At 46.8% G+C, this 13,816-nt stretch carries 12 protein-coding genes and 4 tRNA genes; 2 read left to right on the top strand and 14 right to left on the bottom strand.

The annotated features are described in order from the left end of the window. Positions 1 to 22 precede the first annotated feature (22 nt). Both N2K84_RS07395 and N2K84_RS07390 read right to left on the bottom strand, forming a co-directional pair. Positions 23 to 1,189: a GNAT family N-acetyltransferase gene (locus tag N2K84_RS07395; RefSeq protein WP_282591151.1), complete on the bottom strand. Its 1,167-nt coding sequence runs from the start codon at positions 1,187 to 1,189 to the stop codon at positions 23 to 25. Positions 1,190 to 1,288: 99 nt separating this feature from the next. Next, positions 1,289 to 2,065, bottom strand: coding sequence for a Bax inhibitor-1/YccA family protein (locus N2K84_RS07390; RefSeq protein ID WP_282591150.1), 777 nt, complete (start codon positions 2,063 to 2,065; stop codon positions 1,289 to 1,291). 192 nt (positions 2,066 to 2,257) lie between these two features. On the opposite strand from N2K84_RS07390, the gene N2K84_RS07385 reads away from it, so the two are divergent. Further along, positions 2,258 to 2,344, top strand: a tRNA-Ser gene (locus N2K84_RS07385). Positions 2,345 to 2,406: 62 nt separating this feature from the next. Here N2K84_RS07385 and N2K84_RS07380 read toward each other — a convergent pair. The 7 genes from N2K84_RS07380 to N2K84_RS07350 form a co-directional block, all read right to left on the bottom strand. Then, positions 2,407 to 3,087: a DNA alkylation repair protein gene (locus tag N2K84_RS07380; protein ID WP_282591149.1), complete on the bottom strand. Its 681-nt coding sequence runs from the start codon at positions 3,085 to 3,087 to the stop codon at positions 2,407 to 2,409. A gap of 190 nt (positions 3,088 to 3,277) precedes the next feature. After that, positions 3,278 to 3,646, bottom strand: a complete 369-nt coding sequence (locus N2K84_RS07375) for a DMT family protein (RefSeq protein ID WP_282591148.1) — start codon at positions 3,644 to 3,646, stop codon at positions 3,278 to 3,280. 245 nt (positions 3,647 to 3,891) lie between these two features. Beyond that, positions 3,892 to 3,967: transfer RNA gene (locus tag N2K84_RS07370), tRNA-Gly, on the bottom strand. Between the two features lie 15 nt (positions 3,968 to 3,982). Next, positions 3,983 to 4,068 (bottom strand) — tRNA-Leu (locus N2K84_RS07365). A gap of 14 nt (positions 4,069 to 4,082) precedes the next feature. Further along, positions 4,083 to 4,155 (bottom strand) — tRNA-Gly (locus N2K84_RS07360). A gap of 132 nt (positions 4,156 to 4,287) precedes the next feature. After that, a complete protein-coding gene (mutS, locus tag N2K84_RS07355; protein WP_282591147.1) occupies positions 4,288 to 6,870 on the bottom strand; it encodes a DNA mismatch repair protein MutS in 2,583 nt (860 codons plus the stop codon). A 181-nt stretch (positions 6,871 to 7,051) separates the two neighbouring features. After that, the gene (locus N2K84_RS07350; RefSeq protein ID WP_282591146.1) at positions 7,052 to 8,242 is read right to left on the bottom strand and encodes a lipoprotein N-acyltransferase Lnb domain-containing protein; all 1,191 of its coding nucleotides are present in this window, start codon (positions 8,240 to 8,242) and stop codon (positions 7,052 to 7,054) included. A gap of 209 nt (positions 8,243 to 8,451) precedes the next feature. Here N2K84_RS07350 and N2K84_RS07345 point away from each other — a divergent pair, with 209 nt between their 5' ends. Next, on the top strand, positions 8,452 to 9,066 hold the full coding sequence (locus N2K84_RS07345; protein WP_282591145.1) for a carbohydrate-binding family 9-like protein: 615 nt from the start codon (positions 8,452 to 8,454) through the stop codon (positions 9,064 to 9,066). A gap of 24 nt (positions 9,067 to 9,090) precedes the next feature. Here the strand turns inward: N2K84_RS07345 and N2K84_RS07340 are convergent, their stop codons facing one another. The 5 genes from N2K84_RS07340 to N2K84_RS07320 all read right to left on the bottom strand — a co-directional run bounded on the left by N2K84_RS07340 (position 9,091) and on the right by N2K84_RS07320 (position 13,779). Beyond that, positions 9,091 to 9,513, bottom strand: a complete 423-nt coding sequence (locus N2K84_RS07340) for a DUF1761 domain-containing protein (protein WP_282591144.1) — start codon at positions 9,511 to 9,513, stop codon at positions 9,091 to 9,093. 153 nt (positions 9,514 to 9,666) lie between these two features. Beyond that, entirely contained in the window at positions 9,667 to 9,867 is a 201-nt protein-coding gene (gene xseB, locus N2K84_RS07335; protein ID WP_282591143.1) for an exodeoxyribonuclease VII small subunit, read from the bottom strand. 6 nt (positions 9,868 to 9,873) lie between these two features. Beyond that, positions 9,874 to 11,310, bottom strand: a complete 1,437-nt coding sequence (gene xseA, locus N2K84_RS07330; protein WP_282591142.1) for an exodeoxyribonuclease VII large subunit — start codon at positions 11,308 to 11,310, stop codon at positions 9,874 to 9,876. An 11-nt stretch (positions 11,311 to 11,321) separates the two neighbouring features. Further along, entirely contained in the window at positions 11,322 to 12,968 is a 1,647-nt protein-coding gene (locus N2K84_RS07325) for a S8 family serine peptidase (protein ID WP_282591141.1), read from the bottom strand. A 7-nt stretch (positions 12,969 to 12,975) separates the two neighbouring features. After that, complete coding sequence (locus N2K84_RS07320; protein WP_282591140.1) at positions 12,976 to 13,779, bottom strand: toxin-antitoxin system YwqK family antitoxin; 804 nt, start codon at positions 13,777 to 13,779, stop codon at positions 12,976 to 12,978. Between the last annotated feature and the right edge of the window lie 37 nt (positions 13,780 to 13,816).

Genomic DNA, 13,816 nt, shown 5'->3' with positions numbered 1-13,816 from the left:
TTTATCAATCTATGATTTTAGATCAGTCTTCGATAATGGGGGAACGTTTGAACTCCTTTTGCCGATCAAACAAATATCGCATGGTAAGATGAGTTTTTGTTTGCTTGCCTCCCACTGCTTTAAAAATTGAGATCATTTTCGGGTTGAAATCTCCAACCCAGCTCAATTCCATCTCATTATACCAGTCTTTTCTCAGCAATACCTGTCTGAGCTGATAAAAAATGGCTGACTCGATACCCGATTTCTGGAATTTCGGAATTACCCCCATCACCAACACGCGACAACGGTTGACTACTTTTTTCTTCTTCAGGTAAAGCAATTTCAATATCTTCAGAAGGTTGAGTTTCCCATTGCGAAAATATTTGAACAACTGGTTCATATCGGGAATCATCATAAAAAAGGCAATCGGCTTGTCCTCATGATACACAAACCAGATAAAATCTTCCTCGATCAACATTTTCGATTGCGAAAGCATGGCATGAATGTCTTCGGGTTCAATTTTTTTGTAATTATCGTGTTTACTCCAGGCTTGTTCATATATATCAATGAAATCTTGAATAAAACGTTCCTTCTCAGAAAAAAGGAAGGATTCGAAGCGATAACCAGGTTTTTTAGCGGTCCATGCTGCTATTTTCCAAAAGCGCTCCGGTAAATCCGGACTGGTAATATTCAGGTAATAACTGTACTGTTCGTAATAGGTTTTAAAACCATAGGTTTCGAACAGCGACCGATAGTACGGTGGATTATACGGCATTCCGAAACTTTGCTGAACAAAACCGTTCACCAACAGCCCCCAGTTAAAAAAATTCTCACCAATATTAATGGGTCCGTCTGCCGCTTCCATCCCCAGCCCCTTCAACCAGGCACATGCTGTATCGAACAATTGGTTCGCTGCGACCTGGTTGTTAATACACTCAAAAAAACCAATCCCTCCGGTTGGTTGATCAAAGCTGTTCGCATACGAAGGCACACAAAAGGCAGCAATGCGCCCAATAACTTTCCCGTGATCCATCAACAACCACCGACAAACATCTCCGGAGATGAGGCTATTATTTCTCAGAGGATCGAAAATCGATTCAACCATCATCCGCATCGGTGGGACCCAGTTAGGATCATCACCATATATAAAATAAGGAAGTTCGTGAAAAGCGTTAACCGTTTTCTTCCCGTTTACCGTTATAATGTGCATGAAAAATACCTTGATTAAAGCAGCCTAAAATAATACTATTCGCCAGAAAATAAAAACAGGGACAAATGTCCCTGCCTAATTTTTATGTTTTCACGAGTATCAATCCCGGTTGTTGGCCAGTTTTGCCAATAACCGTAAAATTTCGAGGTATAACCAGATCAGCGTCACCATCAGCCCAAACGCGCCATACCACTCCATGTATTTAGGCGCACCCGAAGCAGCCCCGCGCTCAATAAAATCAAAATCGAGAATCAAATTCAGCGCGGCAATCACCACCACCACCAAACTAAAACCAATGCCCAAGGTGCCGCTGCCATACAAGAAGTTCAGGTTTGCCCCAAACATTCCGGCAATAAAGCTGACAAAATAAATAAGAGCAATACCGCCGGTCGCTGCCATAATGCCCATCCTGAATTTACCTGTGGCCCTGATTTTCCCGGAACGGTACAACATCAGCAGAATAAAAAATACGCCAAACGTTAACGCCACGGCACGCATAACCAGCCCGGGATACATGCTCTCGAAAAATGCTGAAATGCCTCCAAGGAAAAGCCCTTCAAAAACAGCATAAACGGGTGCTGTAATATTTGCCCGCCGTGGACTGAACACCGTAATCAACGCAGTGACAAAGCCACCAATTCCACCGGCAATCAGCCAAACTGAAACAGCAGAAAACGCAGTTTCCGGAGTGGAATAATCGAATGCAGCGAAAAACTTGCGCCAGGTAAAAATGGCAGCAAAAATTACGATCAGCAGCATCAGTCCGGTTTTGTTAACAGTGCCTTCAATCGTCATGCTTTCAGCCCGCGAGCCTGTCTGTATCCTATCAAATACTGTCCGTCCGAAAACCGGATTGGATGATTTTGTCAAATTCATATTTCAAAATTGTTAATGTTTCCGTTATTTCCATAAAAATGATGCCAAAACCCAACATACCGTAAAACCTGACTAAATTGCAGAAAACCCATTTCTCTCTGTTTCCATATCAATCGAACAGATAAAAATTCCGTCAAAATTCATGGATACTTTTCCGATTGCCTGGATTTTTTATAATTTTCGGGCTGAAAAGGAAAGCTGCCGGAGTGGTCGAACGGGGCAGACTCGAAATCTGTTGTACCCTTCGGGGTACCGGGGGTTCGAATCCCTCGCTTTCCGCGGAGACAAAGAATCAACTGCTTATCGGTTGGTTCTTTTTTCTTCAGATCAATTAACTCACCCTACATCGCAGCAATATCTTCCAGCAATAACGCAGCCAGCTTTTTCGGGTGTTCCTCCTCCATTTCCTGAACCAGTTCCAGGAAATTTTTGCACGATTCACGCAGGGTTTCGCTACGATTGGCCATCAGGATCAGTGTCCGATAAAAAATTTGCCCCAGGGCGGGATCTTTTGCCAAGGGAAAAAGCACATTAAAAAAGGACTCAAACATCTCGTCGATGGCCTTCTTATCCACCATCGCCAAACGCCCAACCAAGTGCAGGCCGGTATGGCGAACCATGTGTTTCTTGCCGCAACAATATTCGAGGGCTTTCACAAACGCAAACTTCGAGTGTACAAACAGGTTAGCTACAGCTTGCTCGGCTACTTCGGCGGTTTCAAAGCTCTTGGTCCAGTAATCCATTTGCTCTTCGGTCAGTTTTTCAGGTTCCTCCAGTAGAGTCGCCATTATCATGGTTTCGCGCCATTGCTTGTTCCACAGCTTCAGAGCCAACAGGTGGTTCTGCTCATACTGTTTCGACAGATCGCGCAACGAAATCACCGATGCTCCCCAATTCATTTTGTAGTTTAAACCCAATGCCTTCATTTGGGCCACGGTTTCGCCATTTTTTCGAAACTTTATCTTCCCTAAAATCTCCTGAAATATCTTTTCCGTTGCCGGATCGTCCAATAATATGTCCATATCAATTGATTGATAACTCAAAAAAAACAAGATAGGCAAAAGTAATGAATCGTACGGTTGACGGTAAAATATTCAGACAGTTTGTTACCGGGATGTTAAGCCGAATAAGTTCAAAAAACGTGAAAAATTTCGTGTAGTCAGAAGCAAAATCAAAACGAAGAAAAACACTTAACTTCAAAAAACTACCTTCCTATTTTTTGAAGATGAAGAATACGGCCAACACCAAAAAGATGAAGCCAATGAGGTGGTTCCAGCGAAAAGTTTCACTACGGAATAAAAATATGGTAAAGATAGAAAACACAAACAGGGTAATCACTTCCTGCAAAACCTTAAGCTCGATCAGCGAGAATGGGCCACCATGATCTTTGAAGCCAATACGATTGGCAGGAACTTGGAAGAAATATTCGAACAGTGCAATTCCCCAGCTAACCATCACAATCGAAATCAACCCCAGCTTATTAAACCATTTCATCTCAGCAAACTTAAGATGCCCGTACCAGGCAAAAGTCATAAATGTGTTGGATAAAACCAGCAGCCCAATGGTCAAAATTCCTTTCATACTCAAATTCAATTATTTGCCGATCAATAAAAACAAAAGCGAAAAATCGCTGCAAATCTATCAGAAATCACGCACAAAACAAGCAGGCGAACAAACTTATTTGCAGTGCGTTAAACCAAACCACAAAAATAATTGCACATAAATTTCAATTAATAGCGCCAATAGAAGGAATATGAGATGTTCTCCATCAGAAACGAACCGACAAAAAGCAAAAAGCACCTCATTTTCATGAAGTGCTTTTGACTTGGAGCGAGAAACGGGACTCGAACCCGCGACCCCGACCTTGGCAAGGTCGTGCTCTACCAACTGAGCTACTCTCGCGTGAGTGGTGAGAAGTACCCGGAGCGGGACTTGAACCCGCACGACCGTTGATTGGTCATTGGATTTTAAGTCCAACGTGTCTACCATTCCACCATCCGGGCATCCTAAATAAATGAGCGAGAAACGGGACTCGAACCCGCGACCCCGACCTTGGCAAGGTCGTGCTCTACCAACTGAGCTACTCTCGCGATTTATGTTATTTTGCAAAGAACGTACTGCATTCAGCTCCCGAAAACAGCGTTGCAAATATATTGCTAATTTTTCTTTCTCCAAAAATAAATTCTAAAAAATCAGACGAAATCCGCGGTCTGAAAGCTATCTCATTTTAAACCAGTCAGTTTTTTTATCTCGTTTAATTTGTTTAGGGCCTCAATAGGGGTCAGGTTATTGATGTCCATCTTGCGAATTTCGTCCCGGATCGCCTTTAAAACCGGGTCATCCATCTGAAAAAAGCTCAATTGAAATCCCTCGCGTTTTTCGGCCATGCCGCCCAGTGGCTTGGCCAAACCTTCCTTGCGATTGTCGCCTTCCAGTTGCACCAGAATTTCATCGGCCCGTTTAACTACGGATGGCGGCATGCCAGCCATGCGGGCCACGTGTATCCCAAAACTGTGGTTACTGCCACCACGTACCAGCTTCCGTAGAAATATTACTTTGTTGCCCACTTCTTTCACACTCACATTGTAATTCTTCACACGCCCGAATGACTTTTCCATTTCATTCAGTTCGTGATAATGGGTAGCAAACAAAGTCTTTGCTTTGGCATGTGCGTGCTCGTGAATATACTCTACGATGGACCAGGCAATGGAAATCCCGTCGTAGGTGGATGTTCCGCGTCCAAGTTCATCCAGCAGAATCAGGCTTCGATCCGATACGTTGTTCAAAATACTGGCCGCCTCGTTCATTTCCACCATGAAAGTTGACTCGCCCAGAGAAATGTTATCGGACGCACCAACCCGGGTAAAAATTTTGTCAACGTAGCCAATTTTCGCTGCCCTGGCCGGAACAAAAGAACCAATTTGCGACATCAGCACAATCAGCGCCGTTTGCCTCAGAAGCGCCGATTTACCCGCCATGTTTGGCCCGGTGATGATGATGACCTGCTGATCGTCCTGATCGAGCAACACATCGTTGGAAATGTAGCTCTCACCAATGGGCAACTGCTGTTCAATCACCGGGTGCCGCCCGTCTTTTATATCGATAATTTTGGAATCGTTCAACTCGGGCCGGCTATAACTATTTTCGACCGCCGAACTGGCAAACGACAACAGACAATCCAGCTTGGCAATCACCACTGCATTTAGCTGTACCGCCTGGATATATTCCGAAAGGGCAATTACCAGGTCGTTGAAAATTTTGGCTTCCATAGCCTGAATTTTCTCTTCGGCGCCCAGTATTTTGCTTTCGTATTCTTTTAACTCTTCAGTAATATAGCGCTCGGCGCTCACCAGCGTCTGTTTGCGGATCCAGTCATTCGGCACCTTATCCTTATGCGTATTACGCACTTCGATGTAATAGCCAAACACATTGTTGAAGGATATCTTCAACGAAGGGATGCCGGTACGGTTCGATTCGCGTTCCTGCATTTGAGCCAGGTAATCTTTTCCGGAATAAGCAATCTTTCGCAAGTCGTCCAATTCCTCGCAAACGCCCGGCTTGATAACATTGCCCTTGTGCAGCAACATGGGCGGGTCGTTCGTAATTTCCCGCTCAATCCGTTCGCGTACCGACAAGCAGGGATTTAGCTGCTCGGCAAAGCGATTCAGGATTTCATGGTCAACGCCGGCGGCGTATTTCTTAATGGGCTCAATGGCCAATAAGGCATTTTTCAACTGCACCACTTCGCGTGGATTGATGCGCCCAACGGCCACCTTCGAGATGATCCTTTCCAAGTCGCCAATTTGCCGGAGATGATCTTCCAGCTCCTCCTTTTCAGCGGGGTTTGCCACAAAATATTCCACCACCGAAAGCCGCTCGTTGATCGCAGTAATTTCTTTCAACGGCAGGGCAATCCATCGTTTCAACATGCGGGCGCCCATGGGCGAAATGGTTTTATCGAGCACCTGCACCACGGTTTTCGCCCCTTCGTTAATGGCACCAAAAAGCTCCAGGTTGCGAATGGTAAACCGGTCGAGCCAAACGTATTTATCCTCCTCAATGCGCGACAAGGCCGTAATGTGCTGCACCTGGTGGTGCTGCGTGAGGTCCAGGTAATGCAGCACTGCCCCGGCAGCTACCACGCCGTAGCTGAGCTCATGAACCCCGTAACCTTTCAGCGATTTGGTTTCGAAGTGACGCAGCAACCGGTCAACAGCAGCATCTTCGGTATAAACCCATTCGTCCATCGTATAGGTATAATACTTCCCTCCAAATACCGCAACAAAATCATTGCCTTTCCCTTTTTGGAAAAGAACCTCTTTGGGTTTGAATGAACTCAGCAATTTATCGACATATTCGAAACTCCCCTCTGCTGTCAGGAACTCGCCGGTTGAAATATCCAAAAAAGCCACACCGGCCATCTTTTTATCAAAATGAACCGAAGCCAAAAAGTTGTTTTCGCGGTGCTCCAGGATATTATCGTTGATGGAAACCCCCGGTGTAACCAATTCGGTAATCCCGCGTTTGACGATCTTTTTCGTCATTTTCGGGTCTTCCAGCTGTTCGCAGATGGCCACCCGTTGCCCGGCCCGCACCAACTTGGGCAGGTACGTATCGAGCGCATGGTGCGGAAAACCGGCCAATTCGACATAACTGGCCGAGCCATTTGCCCGACGGGTAAGTGTAATTCCCAGAATTTCGGCGGCTTTGATAGCATCTTCGCCAAAGGTTTCGTAAAAGTCGCCCACGCGAAAAAGCAACACCGCATCGGGGTGCTTCCCTTTGATTTCATAATATTGCTTCATCAAAGGGGTTTCGACATATTTTTTTGTTCCGCTCAAAGCTAAAATGAGATTTTTAATGGACAAACAAAGATAAACGTTTCCACAGAGGAAGGAAAAATTCGGCCTTTTTGTTCATCCAAACTTTTCAACAAGGAATAAAGAAGACTGAGTCTGATTTGAAAAGATTATATTTTGCCGCCTTCTAGAATTTGTTTTTCAACCAAAAGAACCGGAAACTGTGGAGCAGCGACCTGCAAAGCACCATCAGTGCGATCAGGTAAAAACCCAGTGGAAATGCTTGCGGCACAAAGGGGCTGAGAAGCAAGAACAGCGCCATCCAAATGAATAAAACCAACCAGTACCACTTTAGCTGCGAACGCCATTTTTTAATGATCCACAGAAACAGGAACAGGAAATTGGCAGGTATGGCCCACATTAAATTATAATTGGGCCGCATGGCCGGATGTTCCGAGTACCAAACAAACCACAGCAACCCCAGCCCGATCAATCCGGTGAGGAACAGCAGAAAATAATCTACCAGGTAATTAACTCGCTTTCGTCTAAGCTGACTCACGGAAAACCAGATTATCAACAACAACAGAACCGACAACACCACTTCGGGCGACCACCACCGCAATCCCTGGCTTTCGGGTTCACCCGCATCATAAATCCGGTGAGTGGCCTTCACAAGGGGACGTTTCTGCCCGTTGACCTCCATCTGGGCCGTTGCAAAATGTTTCTCCAAAAAGTAAGGCAAAAACATTTCCTGGTAAGCAGTAGCCACCTTATCGGACGGGCTACCCAGCACCAACTGGATACCGAAGTTTGTCCACGGAAGCACCTCCTGATAATGGGTAACATGCTGCCTAAATGTTTTTTCCAGACCCGAATTCTGCTGAAAAAAAACGGTTGCGCCAGCCTCTTTTTCCACCACATCGCGTACCCGCGAGGCACAATTATCAAAGAAAAAGTTGTAGCGGTACTCCCGGTTTTCAGGCCTGGCGTTATCGATCAAAAAATCAAGCAACTGCTGTTTCCCGTCCGCAGTCAGATTAAGCACCTGCTCGTTTATGCTCCGCCCGTTTCGTTTGTAATCCTCCAGAAAATCAGAAAACCGCTCGGCAGCCACCATATAATCTGTTTGCCCTTTGGCAAAACGATAGACAAAGTTGGGTGCACTGAAACTAAAAACGCCGTAATTAAAAATCACATCCAGGTTGATGCCGGGATCTTTCACCCGGATAGCCGTATGCCCGTAAATAGCGTGAATCAGCTCGCTGGGGCCGCAAGTCATGATGCTGATTTCGGCATTTTCGCTCAACTGAACAGCTTTACCGGAGAAGGGCAAGAATAACAAGAAAATAATCAGAATGGGGTACAGAATTGGTCTCACAGCTTTTTTCTTCAAAAAAAACAAAAAGCCGAAACATATCCGCTGAATCCGGGAAAAATCTTACCATCCAAACAGGACAGACAGTCTTATTCATTAGTGGTTATGAGAAAAATTGTTCCGAATTGGGAAATTCAACATTCTTTCATCACTGATTTACCGATTAAAACGTAAAGACCGAAAAGCTATCTTTGTGAAAACACAAAAGACATATGAACACGATAAAGCCAGCGAATCTGAAAAAGGTCCACGCCAATCATCCCGGGTTCATCCCGGTGAATTGCCAGAACTGGACGGAATATCCTTACCAGCCAGAAGTTCAGTTCCGGATAGGCTGTAACGGACAAATAATAGAACTTCAATTTAACGTGCGCGAGAAATATATACGGGCAACCGTGACCGAAATAAACGGGCCGGTGCACCAGGACAGTTGTGTGGAATTTTTCATTTCGCCCGGGGCTGACGGCAACTATTACAATTTCGAGTTCAACTGCATTGGTGTGCCGCATGTAGGTTATGGCCCCGACCGGCACCACCGTCAAAAGTTATCGGTAGAAGTCATTCAACAGATTGCAACGGTTTCAACACTCGGCAATCAGGCGTTTGACGAGAAAACAGGCGATTTTAGCTGGGAATTAAAGGTTGCAATCCCCATCAGCTGTTTTGTGCATGACCCGATGAAGACACTGAGCGGTCTGCATGCCCGCGCCAACTTTTACAAATGTGGCGATGCGCTTGCCGAGGCTCATTTTCTGAGCTGGAGCCCGGTAAAAACCGAGCGACCCGACTTTCACCAATACCCGTTTTTTGGGGAATTGATTTTATAGTAGCGTAAGGTCCGTTTTGAGACATTAATGCCACATCCCGATAATGGCACCCATCAGAACGTACGACACCAAATCGTAACCCGCATTAATCAGGAACAGGGAGAAGCTTCGTTTTTCGTAAAGTACCGTGTTGATGCGGGCCGTGCTGATCCAACAAACTGAGATGACAAAGCCGGCAAACACGCCCATGCCCAGGTTGGCAGAGGTTCCCAAAAACAAAGCCAGAGCGAAAGCTGCCAGCACAGCCATCAGAAAAGAGGAACCAAAAACCACCGGCAGCGGTAGGCTCCCCATATTGATGGTCTTTTCGTTGAACCCATTCAGAAGCATCCACCTGTTACCAAACATGACCGGCGAATACCACAAACTTCCAATCACAAAGGTACTCAGGGCAGCCACCAGAATAGCCCAAAAATTCAGGTGTTCAATCACATTCGCTAAGTCCATAATTTTCAGATTCGTTTCACAATTCAAACAGAATCTAATTTACAAAAAGCCAACGATTTTTCGACTGACTGCATGATGGTTCTTGGACATGCCAAACAAATGAACAATTCGTATCGATTACAGAAAGAGATTTGAACTAAAGATCAACTCTGGCTACTCATCCATTTCTTTCAGGATGTTCTCCACCTCAGTTTCGGTTTTATGAAGCTTTTCCTTGCAAAATTTGATCAGTGTGGAAACGCGTTTTACTTTTTCTGAAAGCTCGTCAACATCCAGCTCCTCGTTTTCTATTTTCTCCAGGATATCGTCAATCTCGTCAACGGCATCTTTGTAGGTTAATTTCTTTTGAACCATGTCGTTTTATTTTGTGATTTTACTTTTTATTTCACCGTCGGCCAACCGGGTCAGCAATTCGTCTCCTGCTGCCAGCCCACTAACAGTTTTCAGCAATTTCGCGTCTTTGTATGTGAGGCTATAGCCGCGTTTCAGTACTTGTAAGGGGTCAACCAAACGAGCTTTTTCATCAAAAGCTGTGAGCTTGTTTTTTTCGGCCTTTAAACCCTCTTTCAAACGGATCTTCAGTTCTTGCCCGGCCCGACCCAACGCATTCTTCCCGCTTCGAAACAAACGTTGAGAGAAATATTGCAAGCTTTCTGCCTTTTTATGCAAGCGGTGAAACTCCTCTTTCAGGTTGCCAAGCCCTTCTATTTCCAGTTGATGTTTGTATTCTCGGAACCGGTCTTTTTGTTTTTTCAGGAAGGAAGGAGCCGCATTTTTCAGCCGCACCACCGTTAGATTGAATTGGTGCTCTTCTTCTTTCACCAACTGCCGAACCCCTAACTTAAGCTGCTGAACAGCCTGCTGCAGATAGGTGGTTTCTTCCAGCAGGCGTTCCTCCACCCGATCCACAAAACGTGTTTCCAGATCAGACAACAGTTGTCCAAACGCTTCGGCGCCCGAAATCAGGAATTCGGCCACGGCAGTCGGCGTTTTCATTTTGGTGTGGGCCACCAGGTCCACCACGGTTTCATCCTTTTCGTGGCCAATGCCGGTAATTACAGGAAGTGGAAACTGCGCCACATGATAAGCCAGTTCGTAATGATCGAAGCTGGCCAGGTCGAGCTGAGCGCCGCCCCCGCGGATGATGGCCACCACATCAAAAAAGTCTTCGTACTGAAACACCTGATCCAGCGCCTGTATAATTGAGCCGGCGGTTTCAACACCTTGCATCACAGCCGGGAACAGCTTGGTGTAAAAGCGGATGTGGCGCGGGTTATTGGCCAGCTGATCCATAAAATCCTGCAAGCCGGCTGCGGTTGGCGACGAGATGATGGCCACACGTTGCGGCACCAGCGGAAGCTCCAGTTCCTTGTTCATCTCAAACACGCCGTCTTCCTGTAAGCGCAGGATAATTTCGCGCCGTTTGCGAGCCATATCGCCCATCGTGTAACTTGGGTCGATATCACGGATATTCAGGCTCAGCCCATACACCGGATGATATTCGATTTTGGCAGAGACCAGCACCTTAATACCTTCAGAAAAAGCTTGTCCGGTAGTGGTTTCAAAGTAGGGTTTCAACATGCGAAAGGTGTACGACCAGATGGTTGCCCGGCCTCGTGCCAGCACCTCTTTGGTCACCGGATCCATCTCCACCAGCTCCAGGTAACAGTGCCCAGCCCGGTTGATCGTCAGTTCACTGATTTCGGCCTTCACCCAAATCAAATTCGGAAACGCATCGTCGAGCGTTTCTTTAATCTGCTGGTTTAATTCGGAAAGTGATACTTGTATATTTGCCATGAAACCCATTTTTATTGTCCTGCCACCATCAGTTTCACATGTGTGGAATGACTACCGTAGCGTAGGCTTGCAACATACAAACCGCCGGGCAAGTTACTAAGATTAGGGATAAAAATCGGGCTGGCAGCAGGGAAAACTTTTTCGTAAACCAGCGAGCCGTTTGTTCGGTAAATGCGCACCAACACATCAGCTTCCGGGGGCCCGTCGAGCTTATACAGGTGAACGGACGCTTGCACCGGGTTGGGAACGGCAACCCAGCTAAGTTGCTCCACGCCATGTTTCCGCTTCAGCAAGCGGTCGGCCAGTTCGAGGTTGGGTATGCCGAAACCCAGCAGACTGTCGGGGCGGGTGTATTGGCTGGCGCTTTCTTCCAGCGCCAGTTTTATCTCCTGTGCGGTTGCCAAGGGATTGCTCTGCCACAAGCAAGTAGCCATGCCAGCCATCACCGGTGACGAAAAAGAAGTGCCGCTCCCCAACCCAACTGTTCCGTCGTTGCGCTGCAACACGGTGCCCCAGCCCAAGGCGGCGACATTGGGTTTTACCGAGCCATCGGCAGCCGGGCCCAGCGAACTAAATGGCGCCCAGGCTCCGTAACGGTCCACCGCGCCTACACCGATGACGAGATCTCCGTCAGCTGGAGCAGACAGATAGCGCCATGGGCCGTCAGCCTCATTACCCGCACTGGTGAACACTAACATGCCTTTTTGCACGGCCAGGTTGGCCGCCCGCGTCACCCGCGTGGTTTCGCCATTCATGTCGGTATAGCTGTGGTTCATGCCGGCGTCGTCAAATTCGGTGTAGCCAAGCGATGAGTTAATGACATCCACGCCCAGCGAATCAGCATACTCGGCGGCGACAACCCAGTTATCTTCTTCAATCAGATATTCGGATGCTGAATCTTCTGTCCGGAATAAATAATAGGAAGCGCCGGGAGCAGATCCGATCAATACGCCGGGCAGGTTGCCAGCCATAATCGAAAGCACATTCATCCCGTGTTGGTGTTCGGCAAAGATGTTGCTTCCGGGCGATACAAAATCGCGGAATCCGAGCACGCGTCCCTCGTCCCAAAGCGTTTCGAAAGCAGGTAGCTCATCAACCCTGAAAAAACCGGCATCGAGCACAGCGATGTGCAAGCCTTGACCGAAAATGCTTTGGTTGTGCAGAAACTGCCCGTTCAACTGGCCGATTTGGTAAACCGACGGGCCATAATAAGAGGTGTCGATCCCGGCTGTCAAATCAGAAATGTGTTCGAATACAAATTTATTCTTAGCAAATTTCGGAGTTAATGCGGGTTTGGTGAGTTGCAGCTCACGAACAAACTCCAATCCGGAAATTTCACCAGCCAGGTCTGCCGTTGCCCGAATGGTGGCGCCGTTCAGCCATTTGGAAGAATGAATGATTTCAGCTCCCAGTTTTTTCAACCCGGCCAGGTAAACCAGCGATACTGGCAAATCGGTTTCGTTGATGCGGATTTGTTGCCGTTGGCGCCGAGCGATGGCGCGTTGCGACAGGTAGGTTTCGGGCGCCGAAACCGAGTGCGGCGTATCGTTTTTGTCGGTAAAGGCTACCCAGTAATAATTCCGGGCTGCAACCTGGGCCTGTAACATATCGCAAGCCACCACCAGTAAAACCAGCAAGATTAACCGCAACCTGTTCATCTTTTTCCTATTGGGGCGACAGCGATCGCTGCATGTATTCCATGGGATTGTCCATAAATTTTTCCGGGTCAACCAGTTTGTGACGGTTTTCTTCCAATTCACGAAAACGGATTTGTTCGAGGCTGTCGCGCACCTCGGGATTCATCAGCAGACCCAAATCGTAAATAAAGCTGTGTGAATAATTTCCCGTTTCATCGTAATACTTCCACTCGTTGTGCCGGAGCCCATTTTGGTAGAAACCTTCCAGCTCCAGATCGCCGTTTTCGCGAAAAACCTGGCAGAAGCCATCACGCTTTCCCTCTTTCATTTGGCATTCCAGATAGGGCTTTCCGTTGGTAAAATAAGCGCGGTAAACTCCGGTTTGCTGGTTCCTTTCCCAATCAGTTTCTTCAAACAACTCACCCGAAGGATAATAGGTCCGTGATTTTCCTTCCTTCAGTCCCACTTGGTAGTTTTCTTGCGACACGAGTTTTCCTTCACCAAAATATGACCACTTTCCGGTTTTCTGTTGGTTGAGGTAAGCGCCTTCGGCCATCAATTTTCCTTTCACATCAAACATTTTCGCATACGATGAGTCAGAATTCTCAGCATCTTGAATGATGGCCTTCACCATTCCATTTGAATGATAACGCTTGAACTCGCCCACCGGACGGTCGTCTTTAAAGCTGCCCTCATAAAGAAGCTTCCCGTTTTCCTGTTTCTTTTGCCAGAGCCCCTGCTTTTTGCCTGCCGCATCAACCTGGTTGATGCCGGTTTGACCGAAAGCGTTCAGGACAATAAAAAGGGAAGCAATTAAAATCAGTTTGTTCATGGGTCTTTCGTTTTCAATCTTCAAATCTAGGGAATTA

Origin of the sequence: Gaoshiqia sediminis (genome assembly GCF_025907915.1) — a bacterium.
Lineage (GTDB): Bacteria > Bacteroidota > Bacteroidia > Bacteroidales > Prolixibacteraceae > Gaoshiqia > Gaoshiqia sediminis.
Note: the sequence above shows the minus strand (reverse complement) of the source record. Positions and strands in the feature narration are given on the sequence as shown.

Excerpts from the sequence above, each read along its gene's own strand:
- N2K84_RS07395 (WP_282591151.1), bottom strand. The coding sequence starts at position 1,189 with ATGCACATTATAACGGTAAACGGGAAGAAAACGGTTAACGCTTTTCAC.
- N2K84_RS07390 (WP_282591150.1), bottom strand. The coding sequence starts at position 2,065 with ATGAATTTGACAAAATCATCCAATCCGGTTTTCGGACGGACAGTATTT.
- N2K84_RS07380 (WP_282591149.1), bottom strand. The coding sequence starts at position 3,087 with ATGGACATATTATTGGACGATCCGGCAACGGAAAAGATATTTCAGGAG.
- N2K84_RS07375 (WP_282591148.1), bottom strand. The coding sequence starts at position 3,646 with ATGAAAGGAATTTTGACCATTGGGCTGCTGGTTTTATCCAACACATTT.
- mutS (WP_282591147.1), bottom strand. The coding sequence starts at position 6,870 with ATGAAGCAATATTATGAAATCAAAGGGAAGCACCCCGATGCGGTGTTG.
- N2K84_RS07345 (WP_282591145.1), top strand. The coding sequence starts at position 8,452 with ATGAACACGATAAAGCCAGCGAATCTGAAAAAGGTCCACGCCAATCAT.
- N2K84_RS07340 (WP_282591144.1), bottom strand. The coding sequence starts at position 9,513 with ATGGACTTAGCGAATGTGATTGAACACCTGAATTTTTGGGCTATTCTG.
- xseB (WP_282591143.1), bottom strand. The coding sequence starts at position 9,867 with ATGGTTCAAAAGAAATTAACCTACAAAGATGCCGTTGACGAGATTGAC.
- xseA (WP_282591142.1), bottom strand. The coding sequence starts at position 11,310 with ATGGCAAATATACAAGTATCACTTTCCGAATTAAACCAGCAGATTAAA.
- N2K84_RS07325 (WP_282591141.1), bottom strand. The coding sequence starts at position 12,968 with ATGAACAGGTTGCGGTTAATCTTGCTGGTTTTACTGGTGGTGGCTTGC.
- N2K84_RS07320 (WP_282591140.1), bottom strand. The coding sequence starts at position 13,779 with ATGAACAAACTGATTTTAATTGCTTCCCTTTTTATTGTCCTGAACGCT.